Raw genomic sequence first — 17,966 nt, 5'->3', positions numbered from 1 at the left:
TTATTAAATCACTTTTTTATCAACAATTATTGATGATGATATGGTTCGTTCCTTAAAATAGTAAAACCTCGATAAATTTGTTCAATTATAAACAATCGAACCATTTGATGTGAAAAAGTCATTTCTGATAAAGAAACTTTACCAACAGCTTGTTTATAAACGGTTTCACTAAAGCCATATGGACCGCCAATTACAAAGACTAAAGTTTTAATTCCTGCATTCATTTTCTTTTGAAGAAATTCAGAAAAACCAACACTCGAAAATGTTTTTCCATTCTCATCTAATAAGATTAAATGATCGGTTGGTACAATTTTAGATAAAATTAATTCGCCTTCTTTTTCTTTTTGTTGGGCTTCACTTAAATTTTTAACATTTTTAATATCCGGAATAATTTCTAACTCAAACTTTACATAAAAAGACAAACGCTTTTTGTACTCATCAATCAGCGATTGTAAGTTTTTATTGTCTGTTTTTCCTATGGTGATTAGTTTGATGTTCATTTGAAAGTAAATTATAATTTCTCAGCTAAATACTTCCCAGTAACCGAATTTTTGTTTTTCGCTACTTCTTCAGGTGTTCCAAAAGCCATTAGTTTTCCGCCATATTCTCCGCCTTCTGGACCAATGTCAATAATATAATCGGCACACTTAATTAAATCTAAATTATGCTCAATTACAATAATAGAATGTCCTTTGTCAATTAAAGCATCAAATGATTTTAAAAGCTTTTTAATATCATGGAAATGCAAACCTGTTGTTGGTTCGTCAAAAACAAATAACGCTTTATCTTTAATTGTACCCTTTACTAAAAACGAAGCCAATTTAATACGTTGTGCTTCTCCACCAGAAAGTGTAGAAGAAGACTGACCTAGTTGCACATAACCTAAACCTACATCTTGTAAACATTGCAGTTTTTGGGTTATTTTAGTTTGCTTGTGTTCGGTAAAAAAAGCTAAAGCATCGTCAATGGTAAGCTTTAAAACATCATCAATGTTTTTACCTTCAAAAGAGGCTTCTAAAACTTCTTTTTTAAATCGTTTTCCGTTGCACGTTTCACATTCTAAATGCACATCAGCCATGAATTGCATTTCAATCGTAACTTCACCATCACCTTTACAAGTTTCACATCTTCCGCCATCGACATTAAAAGAAAAATGTTTTGGTAAATAACCTCTTAGTTTAGAAACACTTTGTTTAGAAAATAAATCCCTAATATCATCATATGCTTTTATGTAGGTAACCGGATTGGAACGTGAACTTCTACCAATAGGGTTTTGGTCTACGTATTCTATATGCTTAATGTTTGAGAAACTTCCGGCTAGTTCTGTAAACTGACCCGGTTTTTCTCCCACACCTTCTAATTTTTTTTGAATGGCAGGGAATAATATTTTTTTTACTAAAGTACTTTTTCCACTTCCTGAAACTCCTGTTATAACTGTCAAGCAATCTAATGGGAAAGTGAAATCTTGATTTTGTAAATTATTTTCTCTTGCGCCAATAATATCAACGTGATTTTTGAATTTTCTACGAATTTTAGGAACAGCAATTTCTTCTTGTCCGTTTAAATATTTGGCAGTTAAAGAATCTGCTTTTAAAATTTCGTCATAGGTTCCTTGTGCCACTAAATATCCACCATTTGTTCCTGCCTCCGGACCAATGTCAATTATCATATCGGCTGCTTTCATGATATCCTCATCGTGTTCAACAACGATGACCGTATTCCCTAAATCGCGAAGTTCTTTTAAGACTTCAATTAATCGTTCGGTATCTTTTGGGTGTAAACCAATACTTGGTTCGTCTAAAATATACATTGAACCTACCAAACTACTTCCAAGTGAAGTTGCTAAGTTAATTCGTTGCGATTCTCCACCAGACAAAGTAGCTGAATTTCGATTTAAGGTTAAATAACTCAATCCAACATTATATAAAAAGCCTAAACGATTATTGATTTCAATTAAAAGGCGTTTGGCTACTTTAGTATCGTAATCGTTTAATTCTAGGGTTTTAAAGAATTCAATTAGCTTAACTATTGGTAAATCAACTAGTTCTGAAATGGTTTTATTTGCAATTTTAATATAATTCGCCTCAGGTCTTAATCTTTTTCCTTTACAAGAAGTACATTTTGTTTTTCCTCTATAACGAGATAACATTACACGATTTTGAATTTTATAATTCTTTTCTTCAAGTTCAGCGAAGAATGCATCTAAACCAGTAAAATATTTATTTCCTGTCCAAATCAATTGTTTTTGTTCGTCAGTCAGTTCAAAAATGGGTTTATGAATAGGAAAATCAAATTTATAAGCGTTGTTCACCAATTCATCTCTAAACCAACTCATGCTTTCTCCTCGCCATGGATAAATTCCGTTTTCGTATACAGAAAGTGCTGTATTTGGAAAAACCAATTCTTCATCGATGCCAATAACACTTCCATAACCTTCACATTTTGGACAGGCACCATAAGGGTTGTTGAAACTAAATAAATGAATATTAGGTTCTAAGAATGTCATCCCATCAAGATCAAAATTTGAACTGAAAGAAAACTTATTTTTAGTATTTAATTCTTGTAAATAACATTCGCCTTTACCTTCATAAAAAGCAACTTGAACAGAATCGGCTAATCTATTGAAAAACTCTTCTTCTTTTTTTACAACGATTCTATCAATAATTAATAAAATGTCGTTAACATCCAATTTATCAGCTTCAATTTCGTCTAAACGAACCATTTCATTATTGACTAAAACTCGAGCAAAACCTTGTTGTAATAGTACTTTCAATTTGTCTTCTAAAGGTCTTCCTTCTTCTAAGTAAATAGGCGAAAGTAATAACCATTTACTATTTTCTTCAAACGTTTCAATTTTTGTAATTACATCAGAAACGGTATCTTTTTTTACTTCTTGACCCGAGATAGGAGAGTAAGTTTTTCCAATTCGTGCAAATAATAATTTTAAATAATCGTAAATTTCAGTTGAAGTTCCTACAGTAGATCGAGCATTTGTTGTATTTACTTTTTGTTCAATAGCAATAGCAGGAGCTATACCTTTAATATATTCTACTTTTGGTTTGTCTAAACGACCTAAGAATTGTCGTGCATATGAAGATAAACTTTCCACATAACGTCTTTGTCCTTCAGCATAAAGAGTGTCAAATGCTAAACTCGATTTTCCAGAGCCCGATAATCCAGTCACTACTACTAGTTTGTTTCTAGGAATTGCAACATCTATATTTTTTAAATTGTGCAGTTGAGCACCTTTTATTAAGATATTTTTTTTAGGTTCTAGCTTTGAAAAGTCAGTTTTTATCATGGCAAAAAGTAAAGATTTGCAAATTTACATAAATTAAAATCATAAGCCAATTTAATAGAGTCTTTGTAAAAACTTTGAACTTTAGCTATTAATACTTTTTTCAATTTTTAAAATTTCAACTTTTACCGAATATATATAAAAATAATGGCGATATTTAGTGTAAAATGTATTAAATATGAATTTTTTAAGTAAAAATATTGAGGAATATTTGGTTATTACATTTTTTTTATATTAAATTTGAACTTATTATTAATCAAAACAAAATAGCCTATTCATAAAATTACTTTTTAGAAAATTTAAAACCCCAATAAATTAAAAGGTAATATTATGGCTAATCACAAACTTTCAGATGGTGTTCTTGTGAAAAATTATATTGATGGTGATGAACATTCATTATCAATTTTAATTGAGAGACATCAGTCTAAAATCTACGGATTTATTTATTCAAAAATCAATGATAAAGATTTGTGTGAAGATATTTTTCAAGACACATTTATAAAAGTCATTAAAACCCTTAAAGCTAAATCGTATAATGAAGAAGGAAAATTTTTGCCTTGGGTAATGCGAATAGCGCATAATTTAGTTATTGATTACTTTAGAAAATCTAAAAGAATGCGTTTTCAAAGAGATACAGATGAATACTCTATTTTTTCTCTTATATCAGATACGAGTTTGAATGTTGAAAATCAAATTATATTAGAACAAGTTGAATTAGACTTAACCAAACTAATTGAAGAGCTTCCTGAAGATCAAAAAGAAGTTTTAAAAATGCGTATTTATCAAGACCTGAGTTTTAAAGAAATTGCAGATTCTACAGGGGTTAGCATTAATACAGCATTAGGAAGAATGCGTTATGCCGTAATGAATTTAAGAAAGTTGATAGAAAAAAACCAAATTGTTTTAACAAATTAAACAATAATATAATATAGTTTGCGTTATAGATGAAAACAAAACAACCTCTATGGCAAAACTTTACTCTAAAAAGAAATTAGCAACCAATAAAATGTTACCTAAAAAAGAAACGATTTCGTTTATTCTTAATTATTCAAAAGCATTAAGAGTTGAAAAAGTAGGTAAACTAACCTTTGAAATTATTGCTAATTAAGAAAAGCCTCGTAAACAGATTACGAGGCTTTTTTGTTATACTCATCTAAAACCGATTTTCTACCTATAGTTTTAGTAATTATATCTTTTTCTAAATCCCAACCACGTGCTGGAGAATATTCTCTTCCGTACCAAATAATTTGTAAATGTAAATCGTTCCAAAGTTCTTTTGGAAAAATACGTTTTGCATCTTTTTCAGTTTGAACCACATTTTTACCATTGGTTAAATTCCAACGGTACATTAAACGATGAATATGAGTATCAACGGGAAATGCAGGAACACCAAACGCTTGACTCATTACAACACTAGCAGTTTTGTGCCCAACGGCTGGTAATTCTTCTAATGCTTCAAAACTTTGTGGAACTTCACCGTTGTGTTTGTCAATTAATATATGTGATAATCCGTGAATTCCTTTTGATTTCATTGGCGAAAGTCCGCAAGGCCTAATAATTTCCTTAATTTCTTCCACAGTCATTTTAATCATGTCATACGGATTATCAGCTTTCGCAAATAATAACGGTGTAATTTGATTTACTCTAACGTCTGTACATTGTGCAGAAAGTAAAACAGCAATCAATAGTGTATAAGGATCTTTATGATCTAGAGGAATTGGAATTTCTGGATATAGTTCGTTTAACGTATTTATAACAAATGTTACTTTTTCGTTCTTTGTCATTTTTGTACTTTTAAACAAAAATAAACTTTAAACTTTAAACTAAAAATAAATGACAACTTTAAAAATAGGAGATAAGGCTCCAAATTTTTCAGCATTAGATCAAAACGGGAAACAACATTCATTAATAGATTATAAAGGTAAAAAACTAGTTGTTTTCTTTTACCCAAAAGCGAGTACTCCTGGATGTACAGCAGAAGCATGCGATTTAAGAGATAATTTTGAACGTTTTAAAGCAAATAACTATGAATTATTAGGTGTTAGTGCCGATAATGCTAAACGTCAAGCAAATTTTATTGAGAAAAACAATCTGCCATTTGCACTTTTAGCTGATGAAGATAAATCAGTTATCGAAGCTTTTGGAGTTTGGGGACCAAAAAAGTTCATGGGAAAAGAATATGACGGTATTCACAGAACTACTTTTGTAATTGACGAAAACGGTATTTTAACTGATGTTATAGATAAAGTAAAAACAAAAGAACACGCTTCCCAAATATTAGATTAAAAAAAAATCCCGCAATTGCGGGATTTTTTTAGTTTGTTTTTTCTGCTATTTGTTTCTTTGAATCAAATCCAAACAGATTATGTGTTTTAATTAATTCAGCAATTCCTTCAGGAAGCATTTTTTCCCAACCTTCACTATTGTTAGAAATCATTTTTAATACTTTTCTAGAAAATATTTCGAGGTTTTTTTCTTCAAAATCTTTAATATCTACAACTTTTCCATTGAATTTAAAGAATTTGTATAACTCTTTCATTCTTGGGTGTACTTTTAGATTGTCAGAATTAATGATAACTCCATCTTCATCTTTCATTGGGTATAAGTACACTTTTAAATCTCTATAAAATAGTTTACCAAAAGCTTCTAATATTCCTCCAGATAAATGACGATAATATTTCTCATCAAAAATATCTACAAGGTTATTAACTCCCATTGCAAGTCCCATTCTAGCTTTTGTATAGTCTGAAAAATATTCAACAACTTTAAAGTACTCTTGGAAATTAGAAATCATTACCGTTTGTCCAAGAGAACAAAGTAATTCTGCTCTATCTAAGAAATCTCTTTCATCAATTTCTCCTTCGGCTTTTAAGTTCGATAAAGTAATTTCAAAAATTACTAATGTATTTTCTTTGTCAACTTTTTTTTCTTCAAGAAACATGTTATAAGATTTCTTATACATGTTCATGTTTACTTTAGTAACAGGCCTGAAGCTTCCTCTTAAAGCCAAAATATTTTTTTTGTATAAAACAGCAGCTGGTAGAATATTATTTCCATCTGGTCCAAACATTACTGCATCAGTCATTCCATTTTTTACCAACTGTAAACTCATTAAACGATTATCTACATTCGCAAAACGAGGACCGGAGAAATTAATAGTGTCAATTTCTAATTGGTCTTTATCTAAATGGTCGTATAAATAACGTAATAATTTTTTTGGGTCATCATATTTATAAAAAGCACCGTAAATTAAGTTTACACCTAATGTTCCTAATGTTTCTTGTTGTAATTTTGCATCTGTTTCTTTAAAACGGATATGTAGTAAAATTTCGTTATATGCTTCATTTGGTTCTACTTGATAACGAATACCAACCCAACCGTGGCCTTTATATTGTTTTGCAAAGTCAATTGTTGCAACCGTGTTTGCGTAAGTAAAGAATAATTTATTAGGATGTTTATCTCTTAATAAACGTTCTTCCATTAAATTAGATTCATGAGAAAGCATTTTACGCAACCTGCTTTCTGTTACATAACGACCATCATCTTCAACTCCATAAATTGCATCACTAAAGTCTTTATCATAAGCGGACATTGCTTTTGCAATAGTTCCTGAAGACGCACCTGCTCTAAAGAAATGACGAACTGTTTCTTGTCCTGCACCAATTTCAGAGAATGTACCGTATATGTATTCATTTAGATTAATTCTTAAAGCTTTATCCTTTAGAGAAGGAATTTGCTCTATCATTTTATCTCCACTTAATTTAATATCAGTTACAATACTTTTCATTTATCGAAGTAGTTTAGGGTCAATTTTACTAATCATCTAATTGCAAAGTTAATGATTTTGTTAAAAATTAAGGTATTTATTATTATTTTTGTGTAAAAATATAACAGTGAAGATTTATTTCTTAGGGACAGGTACATCTCAAGGTATTCCGGTAATTGGAAGCAATCATCCTGTTTGTTTAAGTGATGATCTAAAAGACAAAAGATTAAGGGTTTCTGTTTGGGTTCATTCAGATGACTTTTCTTTTGTAATTGATTGCGGTCCAGACTTTAGACAACAAATGCTAACTTCTAAGTGTTCTAAGATAGATGCTCTTTTATTTACTCATGAACATGCCGATCATACTGCAGGATTAGATGATATTCGTCCGTTTAATTTTAAACAAGGCGCTCTTTCTGTTTATGCACATAAAAGGGTGATTCAAAATTTAGAAAGACGTTTTGATTATATTTTTGAAAAAGAAAACCGATATCCAGGTGCTCCATCTGTTGAAACATATGAAGTAAAAGAAAATGAACCTTTTAGTATAAATAAAACACAAGTAATTCCTATAAACGCTTATCACGGAAGTCTACAAGTTTTTGGATATATGATTAATGATTTTGTTTATTTGACAGATGTTAAAACCATTGAACAACAAGAAATTAATAAAATATTTAACTGTAAGATTCTGGTAATTAATTGTTTAAGAGAGGAAAGGCACAACACACATTTTAATTTACAAGAAGCTTTAGATTTTATATCTTTGGTTCGACCAGAAAAAGCATATTTAACACACATAAGTCACTTATTTGGATTTCATGATGAAATACAACAAAAACTTCCAAATAACGTTTATGTAGCATATGATAATTTAGAAATTTCAATTTAATCTTAATTTTTTATGAAAAACACATTCATGTATTTATTTATCTTTTCATTATTGATAAATGTTTTTTTATACGTAAACTCAAACAAAATCTTAAAAGCAAAAGATGCTGAAGTTGTGATGTTAAAAGATAATATGAAAGTTGCTACCGCTTCAATTGACTCTTTAAAAGCAAGTGATTATTTTTCTATAGAAACAGATCAAGATGCACAAGATTATTTTTACAATAAAAATTTAGACTACCCTAAAGTAATGGCTAAAGTTAATGAAGACTTAGTAACACTAAATACAAATAAGGATGGTAATAAATTAGTTCCTTATGAACCAATTGAAGGAAAACCATTTTTCATCAATAAAGCAAAAATGTTAAACCATAGATGGATTATTGCAGAATATTCGAATTCTAATTTATGGGGACAAGTTTTAATTAAGTATTTTTATAATGAGGACAAACCAACCGATTTTGAAACGGTTGAAACTATTATGTATGAAAAGCAAACCATGAAATAATTTAAAAGGCTCCATCTGGAGCCTTTTTTATAAAAATTAATTATACCTAAATCGAAAATTGCAATTTTAACGTATATGTATTTATATCTTTAATTTGTATTTTTGAAAAAAGTTAGACTATGAAAATCGTTATATCACCTGCAAAGTCATTGGATTTTGAAACCAAATTGCCTACTAAATTATATACTGAATCTGAATTTTTAAAGAAATCAGAAACGGTTCAAAAGGTTTTGAAAAAGAAAAATCCAAAGCAATTAATGGAACTCATGTCTATTTCAGATAAGTTGGCCGATTTAAATTGGCAACGTAACCAAAATTGGGTAACACCTTTTACACCCGAAAACGCACGACCAGCAGTTTATGCTTTTAACGGCGATGTGTATACAGGTTTAGATGCATATACGATTCCAGAAGATAAACTACCCGCTTTACAAGATAAATTGAGAATTTTATCAGGATTGTACGGTTTGTTAAAACCACTCGATTTGATGCAACCCTATCGTTTAGAAATGGGGACTTCTATGCCGATAGGCACAAAGAAGAATTTGTATGACTTTTGGAAAAAAACCATTACCGATGCATTGAACAAAGAACTTTCAAAAGATGAATTGTTTATCAATTTAGCTAGTAATGAATATTTTAGCGCCATAGATACCAAAGCGTTAAAATCCGCTGTTATTATTCCTGAATTTAAAGATTATAAAGATGGTAAGCTTAAAATGATAAGTTTCTTTGCCAAAAAGGCTAGAGGATTGATGGTGCGCTATATTATTGACACCAATGCTGAAACCATTGACGATTTAAAGCAATTTAACTACGATGGTTATGCTTTTGATGCTAGTTTATCTAAAGGGAATAAAATAGTTTTTACAAGATAAAATCTTATTTTTTTAAGTTTTATCATTTATTATGCGTTCAAATTTTACTTTTCTAATACCATGATCGGTGTTCCATTGTTTTACTTCTTTGAAATGAAATTTCTTGTACAATGCAGACGCTGGCCCGTTATCTACTCCTGTTTCTACTACAAAAAGAGAAGAATCAAAGGTGTCCAAAACAAATTCCATTAGCTTTGAGGCAATTCCTTGTTTGAAAAATACGGGATCAACTACTAGACTTCTTATGTGTGTAAACTCTTTATTGTGGATGATTTCTACTACAGCAGCCAATTTATTTTCTTTTATGAATCCGAAAAACTGATTGCTGCAATTGATATAATCTTCAATTACTCGTCTCAACGGTGGAAAATCGACTGCTTTTAATAATTCAGCTTCTACTTTATATGATACTTGGTATACTGCGCGTATTTTTTCAGCTACTTTTAGGTCGTTATTCTGCAGTTTTTCAATCATGTTCTAAGAATTAAAGTGTAGCTAATTGATCAGCAAATAGTTTTTGAAAACGCTCAGGGAAAGCGTCTTTTATATGAATATTTTCGTTGGTAAACGGATGTGTAAACTGTAAAGAATAGGCATGCAAATACAAACCTTTTCCATTTAAAATAAAAGGTTCTTTTCCATAGGTTTTATCGCCTAAAATAGGATTTCCAATACTGGCTAAATGAATACGCAATTGATGTCTTCTACCGGTATGAGGATTCAATTGTACCAAATTAAGTTTGCCAAAGCGATCTGAATTAAGCTTAGCCAATACGTTATAACTTGATTTTGATTCTTTACTGTCTACTTCATTAGTAATTATGCCTTGTGTTTGCATTTTGCCAATTGTAACCGCAAAATAGGTTTTACTTATGGTTTTGTTTTCAAACAGTTCGTTTAAAACCCTAATACTGTTGCTTGTTTTACCAATTAATAAAACGCCTGTTGTGGCATAATCTAAACGATGTGCCGGTTGTGGTTTGGCAGCATCTTCAAGCGGACTTTGTTTGAGATTTTGTGGCAAAGCATGGGTAATGGTTTTAAAACCGTTACCACTTACTAAAATACCTCCCGGTTTATGAATTATGGCTAAATAGTCATCTTCATATAAAACTTTTAAAGGGAAATCCAATCTTTTATTGGTACTTGTATCTTCTTGTAAGGTTAATATAATAGTTTCGCCGCCATGAATTAAAGTTGCGGTTGTAGCCACGAACCCATTAACGGTGATGCTGTTTTTTTTGAGAACTTTTTTTAAGGCCGACTTGGTAAAAGCCGACTTAAAAATTCCAACTCCGTATTCTTGCAAACGAATAGGAGCAATTAGCGCAGGAACGATATGGGTTTCTTGGGTTTGGATTTTGTTTTGTTAACGGTCTAGTATAAGAATAGTAGCGGATTCTACACACTAACTTTTCGGTTAAACACAGACCTTATTTATATTTACTTACTTTAGATTTAGCACTAAAACCGCTATTGTTTTTATACATTGTTGCCCACAGTTGTTTTCCGCTGTCTGTTCTTTTTTCGGATTATGAATATCGATAAAGCAATAATAATTATATAACCAATTATCAATAAAGTTAATACGTATGATTTATTACGTTGCATTACAACATAGTCAGCAATTCCTGCTTTCCAAAAAATCCACTCATCTGCAATTGATGATGCTATATTCCAGTTTCCAGTTTCTAAAATTATTATTCCAGATTTAGATTTGAGGTCGATTCTCGCAGCAGTATTGATAGCATTATTTCCGCTACCATCGTGTCCAATAATATTTGATTTTGTGTCGTTTTGACTATATAAATGAGGACCTAATCCATAAACACCAATGGTATTTATAAACGTTTCAGGTGTGGTCATTTTCGCAATTGTTTCTTTAGAAAGAACTGGGTTACTTGAAATATTTGCTTCTAAAAATTTTGATAAATCTGCTGAAGTAGTAAATAATGATGCCGCAGCAAGTGCAGTAAATTTGTTCATTCCCCTAGTTGTTCCGTCATTTCTAAAAATTTGAGCTAACTGAATATTTGGTTTTTCTGTTAGTACGAATGTCGAGTTTTCCATTTTCAAAGGTTCTAAAACCTCTTGTGTCATATACTCTTGAAATGATTTACCGCTAATTTCTTCAATTAATAATTGCAATATTGTATATCCAGCTCCCGAATACATATACTTACTACCAGGTTCATAGCCAACTATTGCAACACCATCAGAGTATTCCGTATCTGAAGCTTTAGTTAATGATTCTTCAATTGTTTGCAAAGTTTCATTTGGTGAGAAACCATCATAGCCAAGGTCGTCAATTAAACCAGAGGAATGTGAGAGTAATTTCCTAACGGTCACTTTTTTATTGTCAAATTCACTTTCTGGCAGATGCCATCTTGTTAGGTAATAGTCAACTGGTTTGTCTAAATCCAATTTGCCTTGTTCTACTAATTTTAAGACTCCAAAAGATGTAATCCATTTGCTGATTGATGCAACTGGGAAAACAGTATTTTCATTTACGGGTTTGTCAACAGAATAAAAGAAGTGCTTTGAAATTTTTCCATTTTCAATTAGTGTCATTGCGAAATTTCCAACAAATTCATCGTCTATTTTCTTTTTGGTTGCCTCAATAAAAGCCTCCGATGTTTGTTTTGAAGTAATAGGTTTTAAAAGAAACCCGTTCATAAATCCGTAACCGATGAACGCAGTCCAAATTAATATTGTAAGGATTATTATTGCGATGTACTTAAAGTTTCTCATTCAGTTTATTTTTTGCTCGTGTTTTTTTTCCAATTGTGGGCAACTATTGTATATGCGCAACATGGTTGTTTTAATAAAAATTTTGTTTTCCAAATATACTCAAAAAACAAATTATGAATAAAAAAATCCATGTTTAATGCTTAGGATAGTTTATTTGTAAAATGTTTTAATAACTAGTTCAGTGATATTTTATCTAGAGTCAGTTTAAAGGTTTCGTTCCTTTTATTGGCAATTAAAAAAACAATTTCATCAAAAGAATCACTTCTGAAATTTGGTAAATCGAGCTTTCTTCCTCTAAACGAAGGGTATAAATCGCTAAGTTTAAGTTCTACTGTTTGCCATTCACCTGTTGTTTCAAAAGTGGTAATATATGAGTAATAATTATTGTATTTGTCTTTTATTCTAAATTGGTAGCTTTTTCCATCTCCTTTTAAAAGAATGCTTACTGTACTTTGTGGGTTTACTTTAATTTTGTCAAATCCATAACGTATAGAAGAAAATCCACCATTGTTTTCTAATGAAATTGTTCCTTCAAAAAGACCATTACCTTCACTGTTAATTGAAAACCTTCCTTGAGACATACCGCCCATTACGCCATCATCAATTACTCTCCAATCTCTAGTTGAAGATTTTTTGTTAAAATCGTAAATAATTGTAGAGTTCATAAATGCAAAGAGTAGGAGTAAGGCCATTTTCATATTATTTTATTTATAGTCTAAATATAAACTTAAATACTTGTTTTTTAAAGAATTTAACAAGCTTTTATAGGGCGTTTAAGTATAAAAAAATCCCAAGCTTTCACTCGGGATTTTTAGAAAAATTATTGTGATAAAAATTACTTCACTTCTTCAGTTGGTGTAATATCATCAGAAGCATCAACAATTTTAGTTGGTTTTACTTCTTCTGTTTTGTCATCGCCTTTTAAATAGGTTGGTAAGTTTAAACCAGCCATATTAAACAAGTCGTTTAATGGAGGAACGGTTTTCATCATTCCGCTAACAAAGTTAGCAGTTGAACCATTTCCGTCTTGGTTGTTTCCAGAATCCCAAACGGTAATTTTATCAATTTTAATGTTTTTAACCGCTTCCACTTGTGTTTTAACCAATTCTGGTAATTTTTCAATTAACAATAATTGGAAAGCTTTTGTTGGATCGCCACCAGCAGCGCTAACTACTTCACGGTAACCCTCAGCTTGTTTGGTTAAAATTTCATATAAACCTTTTGCTTCAGCTTCCATTTTTGCAAAGATAGCATCTGCTTCTCCTTTTGCTTGAACTCTAGTTTTTTCAGCTTCGGCTTGTGCATCGATAATTGCTTTTTGTTTTGCAATTTCAGCAGGAATTACCACGTTTGCATTTTGAGTAGAACGTTCTCTTTCGGCACGTGCTTGTTCTGCTTTTTGTTCTGCAACATATGATTCTTCTAATGCTTTTGCGCTTTGTACTTTTTCAGATGCTAAGGCAATACGCAATGCTTCTGCTTCACGTTCTCTTCTTGTTGCTTCCGATTTTGCAATAGCAATTTTCGCCTCATTTTCTCCTTGAATAGCAATTGCATTTGCTTCTGAAGTTTTAACACGCGTATCTCTTTGAGCTTCAGCCTTACCAATACTTTCATCTTTAAAAGCTGCGGCAATACTTACTTCTCTGTCTTTATTGGTAATTGCAATTTTAACGTCGCGATCTCTATGTGTTTCAGCAATTTGAACGTCTTTTTCACGATCGGCCATTGCTTTACCTGTTTCTCCAATTTTTTCTTGCTCAGCAACCGAAATTTTAGCTTCGTTGATTGCTTTAGCAGCAGCCTCTTTTCCTAATGCTTCAATATAACCCGATTCGTCTTTAATATCAGTAACGTTAACGTTTATTAACTTTAAACCAATTTTCTTTAATTCAGAATCTACGTTTTTCGAAATATTGTCTAAGAATTTATCTCTATCAGAGTTGATTTCTTCAATAGTCATCGTTGCAATAACCAAACGCAATTGTCCGAAAAGAATATCTTTAGCTAATTCCTGAATTTGATCTGGAGAAAGTCCTAATAAACGTTCTGCAGCTGTATTCATACTATCGCTTTCAGTTGAAATAGCAATGGTAAAACGACACGGTACATCTACACGAATGTTTTGACGAGAAAGTGCATTGGTTAAGTTTGCTTCAATTGAAATTGGCTTTAAATCCAAGTATTGATAATCTTGAATAACTGGCCAAATAAAGGCACCACCACCGTGAACACATTTCGCAGAAGTACCACCAGTACGACCATAAATTACTAAGATTTTATCCGAAGGACATCTTTTGTAACGCGAAATTAAAGTCAAAAAAGTAACAAATAGCACAAATGCGGCTACGACAATAATAATTAATTCAGACATAGTTGTTATATAAAAGGATTAAAGTTTTTCTACAATAAGGATGTTGTTTTCTACAGCAATTACTTTAATTACTGCTCCCGACGAAATTTTTTCGGCACTTAAAGTCATAGCGTCAAGCTCGTGAAAACTTCCGTTTACACTAATTTGAACTTTACCTTTTCCTGATTTACTTTCTGGAATGGTTAAATACACATCGGCTGTTTTGTTAATGGTGTTTTCAATTTTAAAGCTATTATCTTCAGACAATTTAAGAATTTGCTTAATTAAAAAGAAGAACACTGCAACAAATGCAACTCCTACTAGTACTGCAATGATAATTAAAACGGTTTTGTTTTCGAATTTGTTGTACAAAGAAATTCCTGTCCAACTGAATCCTAACAAAAAGTTGATCAAATTACGAAGTGTAAAAATTTCAAATGGCATATCGCCCGTATCATTTCCATCAGCATCCATGTCAACGTCAGTTTCGCCTCCACTTAGTCCAATAAAAGTCATAATCGTTTGTAGTCCAAAGAAAATACTCACAGGTAAAGCGATGTACCAAAAAGCCTTTAGTAATGGCTCATAATTTTCTAAAAAGTTCATAGTCATAAGTTAGTTGTAGTAATTATACGACTAATTTTATAAAAAGTTACAACGGGGAAATAAATATTTTTTTAAACACATAAAAACATAGTAAATTTTTCTGCTAATTTATGTGAAGTTGACACGCTTCGCTTCGTATAGATTTTAAGAACTATGTTAAAATGTAAATTCTTTAGAGTCTAAAAAATAGTTAAAGAAAACTATGTGTCTATGTGTTTATTTTTTTTAAGCATTTAATTAACGCAATGCTTTTACAAATTCATTAATCTTACTAATTGAATTATTCTTTATGAACTTAATAAAAGCACTTCCAATGATAGCACCTTTTTGATGTTTTGTGGCTTGCGTAAAGGTTTCTTTATCTTTAATTCCGAAACCAACAATTTGAGGATTTTTTAGATTTAAATCAGCAATTCGTTTGAAATAGCTTACTTGTTCGTTTCCAAAATCAGATTGACTTCCTGTAACGGCAGCTGAACTTACCATATAAATGAAACTATCAGAAATGGTATCAATTTGAGCTATACGTTCGTTTGAAGTTTGTGGTGTGATGAGAAAAATATTTTTTAAACCATATTTTTCAAAAATAGCTTTATATTCTGTTTGGTAAACCTGCAAAGGTAAATCGGGAATAATTAAACCATCAATTCCAACTTCTGCACATTTTTGACAAAATTTTTCCATTCCAAATTGCATCATTGGATTGAAATAGCCCATAATAATCAATGGAATATTTACGCTTTCGCGAATGTTTGCTAATTGTTCAAATAGGAGCGAAGTGGTCATTCCGTTTTCGATAGCAATTGTCGAACTTTCTTGGATAGTTGGTCCATCGGCTAAAGGATCAGAAAAGGGTAGTCCAATTTCAATCATATCTACACCGGTTTTTTCCAATTCTTGAATGATAGAAACGGTATCGTTTATTTTAGGATATCCTGCTGTAAAATAGATAGAAAGTAGTTTTTTATCTTTTTGTAATGTTGAGTTTATTCTGTTCATTTTTGAGTTCTTACTATAATTTATTTGTTCTCGGTATATTTTTTGTTTCGTTAGTTCGAGTTGAAGCTTTTGGTTGAAGTATCGAGAAGCGAAACAAAAAACACTCGAACTGACGTAATAAGCAAATTAAAATCCAAAATAATCGATATAAGTATTTAAATCTTTATCGCCTCTTCCAGATAAATTGATAACTACAATATCTGTTGGTTTGAATTGTTTTTTATCCAAAACAGAAAAAGCATGAGCTGTTTCAATAGCTGGAATAATGCCTTCCATTTTAGAAATTTCTAAACCTGATTGCATCGCTTCTTTATCGGTAATAGCAATAAATTCAGCACGATTAGAATCGTGTAAATGAGCATGCAATGGTCCAACACCTGGATAATCTAAACCTGCAGAAATAGAATAAGGTTCGGTGATTTGACCGTCTTCTGTTTGCATTAACAGTGTTTTACTTCCGTGAATAATTCCGATTTTTCCCAAAACAGAAGTCGCTGCACTTTCACCTGAATTTACTCCATGACCAGCAGCTTCCACTGCTATTAATTTCACATTTTCATCTTCTAAAAATTCGTAAAAAGCACCAGCAGCGTTACTTCCACCGCCAACACAAGCAATTACATAATCAGGGTTTTCTTTTCCTTCTTGTTCTTGTAATTGCACTTTAATTTCTTTAGAAATTACACTTTGAAATTGTGCCACCATATCTGGATAAGGATGCGGACCTACTACTGAACCAATAATGTAAAAAGTATCTATTGGATTGTTAATCCAGTCGCGAATGGCTTCGTTTGTAGCGTCTTTAAGTGTTTTTGAACCGGAAGTAGCAGGCCGGACTTCTGCTCCCAACATTTTCATTCGAGCCACATTGGGAGCTTGACGTTTGATATCGACTTCACCCATGTAAACAATACATTCTAAGCCCATTAATGCACAAACAGTTGCGGTTGCCACACCATGTTGACCTGCACCGGTTTCGGCAATAATTCTAGTTTTACCCAATCGTTTTGCCATTAAAATTTGTCCGATAGTATTGTTTACTTTATGAGCACCAGTGTGACATAAATCTTCACGTTTTAAGTAAACTCTTGTATTGTATTTTTCAGATAATCGTTTTGCAAAATAGAGTGGAGTAGGTCGACCTACATATTGTTGTAATAATGAATTAAACTCTTCTTGAAAAGAAGGTTCAGCCATTATTTTTAGGTAATTTTCTTTTAATTCTTCAACGTTTGGATATAACATTTCTGGAATGAAAGCACCTCCAAATTTTCCGTAAAATCCGTTTTCGTCTACTTTATATTTCGTTTTCATATAGTAACACTTTAAATTTTTTAAGTTTAATTTTACTTTTATAACCTGGTTTTAATTCAAATCGGCTGTTTATATCAATTGCAACACAATGTTTTGATGCTTCAGTTTTTAAGAAATCTTTTATAGCATCGACCTCAGTATTTCCAATACCTCCACTTAAAAAAAAAGGTTTTTCATAGGGATATTTTTCTAAAATTTTCCAGTCGAAAGAAATTCCGTTTCCTCCGGGTAATTTTCCTTTAGTATCAAAAAGGAAATAGTTTACAAATGGTTCATAATCTTTTACAGTACTAAAATCGAAATCGTTATCAATTGAAAATGCTTTTATAACTTCAACACCAATTTTTTTTACATTTTTGCAAAAAACAACATTTTCATTACCATGAAGCTGAACAACGTCAAGTTTAAACTGGTTTACTTTTGCAAAAATCTCATGAATTGATTCATCAACAAAAACACCTACTTTTTTTATATTTAAAGGGATTTTTGGTATAGTTTCATAATCCATTTTACGAACAGATTGATCCCAAAAAATAAATCCTAAATAATCTGGTTCTAAACTAGCAATTTCCTGAATATTTTCAGGATGTTTCATACCGCAT

At 31.2% G+C, this 17,966-nt stretch carries 19 protein-coding genes; 6 read left to right on the top strand and 13 right to left on the bottom strand.

All coding sequences use genetic code 11. The features are described 5' to 3' along the window. Positions 1 to 26: 26 nt before the first annotated feature. Both rlmH and uvrA read right to left on the bottom strand, forming a co-directional pair. Positions 27 to 500 (bottom strand): 23S rRNA (pseudouridine(1915)-N(3))-methyltransferase RlmH, encoded by a 474-nt coding sequence (gene rlmH / locus ACQ65T_RS09455; protein WP_430400832.1) that lies wholly within the window; start codon positions 498 to 500, stop codon positions 27 to 29. An 11-nt stretch (positions 501 to 511) separates the two neighbouring features. Continuing rightward, complete coding sequence (gene uvrA / locus ACQ65T_RS09450) at positions 512 to 3,301, bottom strand: excinuclease ABC subunit UvrA (protein ID WP_430400831.1); 2,790 nt, start codon at positions 3,299 to 3,301, stop codon at positions 512 to 514. A 327-nt stretch (positions 3,302 to 3,628) separates the two neighbouring features. Between uvrA and ACQ65T_RS09445 the strand changes: the two genes are divergently transcribed. Both ACQ65T_RS09445 and ACQ65T_RS09440 read left to right on the top strand, forming a co-directional pair. Further along, positions 3,629 to 4,213 carry an RNA polymerase sigma factor gene (locus ACQ65T_RS09445; RefSeq protein ID WP_430400830.1) on the top strand — a complete coding sequence of 195 codons (585 nt, stop codon included), beginning with the start codon at positions 3,629 to 3,631 and terminating at the stop codon, positions 4,211 to 4,213. 49 nt (positions 4,214 to 4,262) lie between these two features. Beyond that, positions 4,263 to 4,406: a hypothetical protein gene (locus tag ACQ65T_RS09440; protein WP_430400829.1), complete on the top strand. Its 144-nt coding sequence runs from the start codon at positions 4,263 to 4,265 to the stop codon at positions 4,404 to 4,406. Positions 4,407 to 4,425: 19 nt separating this feature from the next. On the opposite strand, the gene ACQ65T_RS09435 is transcribed toward ACQ65T_RS09440, so the two are convergent. Further along, complete coding sequence (locus tag ACQ65T_RS09435) at positions 4,426 to 5,082, bottom strand: endonuclease III domain-containing protein (RefSeq protein ID WP_430400828.1); 657 nt, start codon at positions 5,080 to 5,082, stop codon at positions 4,426 to 4,428. A 49-nt stretch (positions 5,083 to 5,131) separates the two neighbouring features. Between ACQ65T_RS09435 and bcp the strand changes: the two genes are divergently transcribed. Next, positions 5,132 to 5,584, top strand: a complete 453-nt coding sequence (gene bcp / locus ACQ65T_RS09430) for a thioredoxin-dependent thiol peroxidase (protein ID WP_430400827.1) — start codon at positions 5,132 to 5,134, stop codon at positions 5,582 to 5,584. A 28-nt stretch (positions 5,585 to 5,612) separates the two neighbouring features. Here the strand turns inward: bcp and ACQ65T_RS09425 are convergent, their stop codons facing one another. Then, positions 5,613 to 7,076 carry a TonB-dependent receptor gene (locus ACQ65T_RS09425; protein WP_430401354.1) on the bottom strand — a complete coding sequence of 488 codons (1,464 nt, stop codon included), beginning with the start codon at positions 7,074 to 7,076 and terminating at the stop codon, positions 5,613 to 5,615. A 115-nt stretch (positions 7,077 to 7,191) separates the two neighbouring features. Here ACQ65T_RS09425 and ACQ65T_RS09420 point away from each other — a divergent pair, with 115 nt between their 5' ends. From ACQ65T_RS09420 to yaaA, 3 genes are all read left to right on the top strand, one after another. Further along, entirely contained in the window at positions 7,192 to 7,956 is a 765-nt protein-coding gene (locus ACQ65T_RS09420; RefSeq protein WP_430400826.1) for an MBL fold metallo-hydrolase, read from the top strand. A gap of 12 nt (positions 7,957 to 7,968) precedes the next feature. Further along, positions 7,969 to 8,463: a hydrolase gene (locus ACQ65T_RS09415; protein WP_430400825.1), complete on the top strand. Its 495-nt coding sequence runs from the start codon at positions 7,969 to 7,971 to the stop codon at positions 8,461 to 8,463. Between the two features lie 119 nt (positions 8,464 to 8,582). Beyond that, positions 8,583 to 9,341 (top strand): peroxide stress protein YaaA, encoded by a 759-nt coding sequence (gene yaaA, locus ACQ65T_RS09410; protein WP_430400824.1) that lies wholly within the window; start codon positions 8,583 to 8,585, stop codon positions 9,339 to 9,341. Between the two features lie 12 nt (positions 9,342 to 9,353). Here yaaA and ACQ65T_RS09405 read toward each other — a convergent pair whose 3' ends face one another. From ACQ65T_RS09405 to ACQ65T_RS09365, 9 genes are all read right to left on the bottom strand, one after another. Then, the gene (locus tag ACQ65T_RS09405; protein ID WP_430400823.1) at positions 9,354 to 9,815 is read right to left on the bottom strand and encodes a GNAT family N-acetyltransferase; all 462 of its coding nucleotides are present in this window, start codon (positions 9,813 to 9,815) and stop codon (positions 9,354 to 9,356) included. Between the two features lie 10 nt (positions 9,816 to 9,825). Further along, positions 9,826 to 10,554, bottom strand: a complete 729-nt coding sequence (locus ACQ65T_RS09400) for an RluA family pseudouridine synthase (RefSeq protein WP_430400822.1) — start codon at positions 10,552 to 10,554, stop codon at positions 9,826 to 9,828. Between the two features lie 269 nt (positions 10,555 to 10,823). Further along, positions 10,824 to 12,092: a serine hydrolase domain-containing protein gene (locus ACQ65T_RS09395; RefSeq protein ID WP_430400821.1), complete on the bottom strand. Its 1,269-nt coding sequence runs from the start codon at positions 12,090 to 12,092 to the stop codon at positions 10,824 to 10,826. Between the two features lie 173 nt (positions 12,093 to 12,265). Beyond that, complete coding sequence (locus tag ACQ65T_RS09390; RefSeq protein WP_430400820.1) at positions 12,266 to 12,790, bottom strand: CIA30 family protein; 525 nt, start codon at positions 12,788 to 12,790, stop codon at positions 12,266 to 12,268. Between the two features lie 137 nt (positions 12,791 to 12,927). Further along, on the bottom strand, positions 12,928 to 14,466 hold the full coding sequence (locus tag ACQ65T_RS09385; RefSeq protein ID WP_430400819.1) for a flotillin family protein: 1,539 nt from the start codon (positions 14,464 to 14,466) through the stop codon (positions 12,928 to 12,930). Positions 14,467 to 14,484: 18 nt separating this feature from the next. Next, the gene (locus ACQ65T_RS09380) at positions 14,485 to 15,051 is read right to left on the bottom strand and encodes an NfeD family protein (RefSeq protein WP_430400818.1); all 567 of its coding nucleotides are present in this window, start codon (positions 15,049 to 15,051) and stop codon (positions 14,485 to 14,487) included. Positions 15,052 to 15,288: 237 nt separating this feature from the next. Next, positions 15,289 to 16,050 carry a tryptophan synthase subunit alpha gene (gene trpA / locus ACQ65T_RS09375; protein ID WP_430400817.1) on the bottom strand — a complete coding sequence of 254 codons (762 nt, stop codon included), beginning with the start codon at positions 16,048 to 16,050 and terminating at the stop codon, positions 15,289 to 15,291. Positions 16,051 to 16,176: 126 nt separating this feature from the next. Beyond that, on the bottom strand, positions 16,177 to 17,364 hold the full coding sequence (trpB, locus tag ACQ65T_RS09370) for a tryptophan synthase subunit beta (RefSeq protein ID WP_430400816.1): 1,188 nt from the start codon (positions 17,362 to 17,364) through the stop codon (positions 16,177 to 16,179). Next, the gene (locus tag ACQ65T_RS09365) at positions 17,348 to 17,959 is read right to left on the bottom strand and encodes a phosphoribosylanthranilate isomerase (protein WP_430400815.1); all 612 of its coding nucleotides are present in this window, start codon (positions 17,957 to 17,959) and stop codon (positions 17,348 to 17,350) included. The genes trpB and ACQ65T_RS09365 overlap by 17 nt, the downstream gene beginning before the upstream one ends. Positions 17,960 to 17,966 lie beyond the last annotated feature (7 nt).

The organism is Flavobacterium sp. (genome assembly GCF_965284515.1).
Lineage (GTDB): Bacteria > Bacteroidota > Bacteroidia > Flavobacteriales > Flavobacteriaceae > Flavobacterium.
The sequence above is the reverse complement of the archived record's forward strand: the minus strand, read 5'-3'. Positions and strand labels throughout refer to the sequence as shown.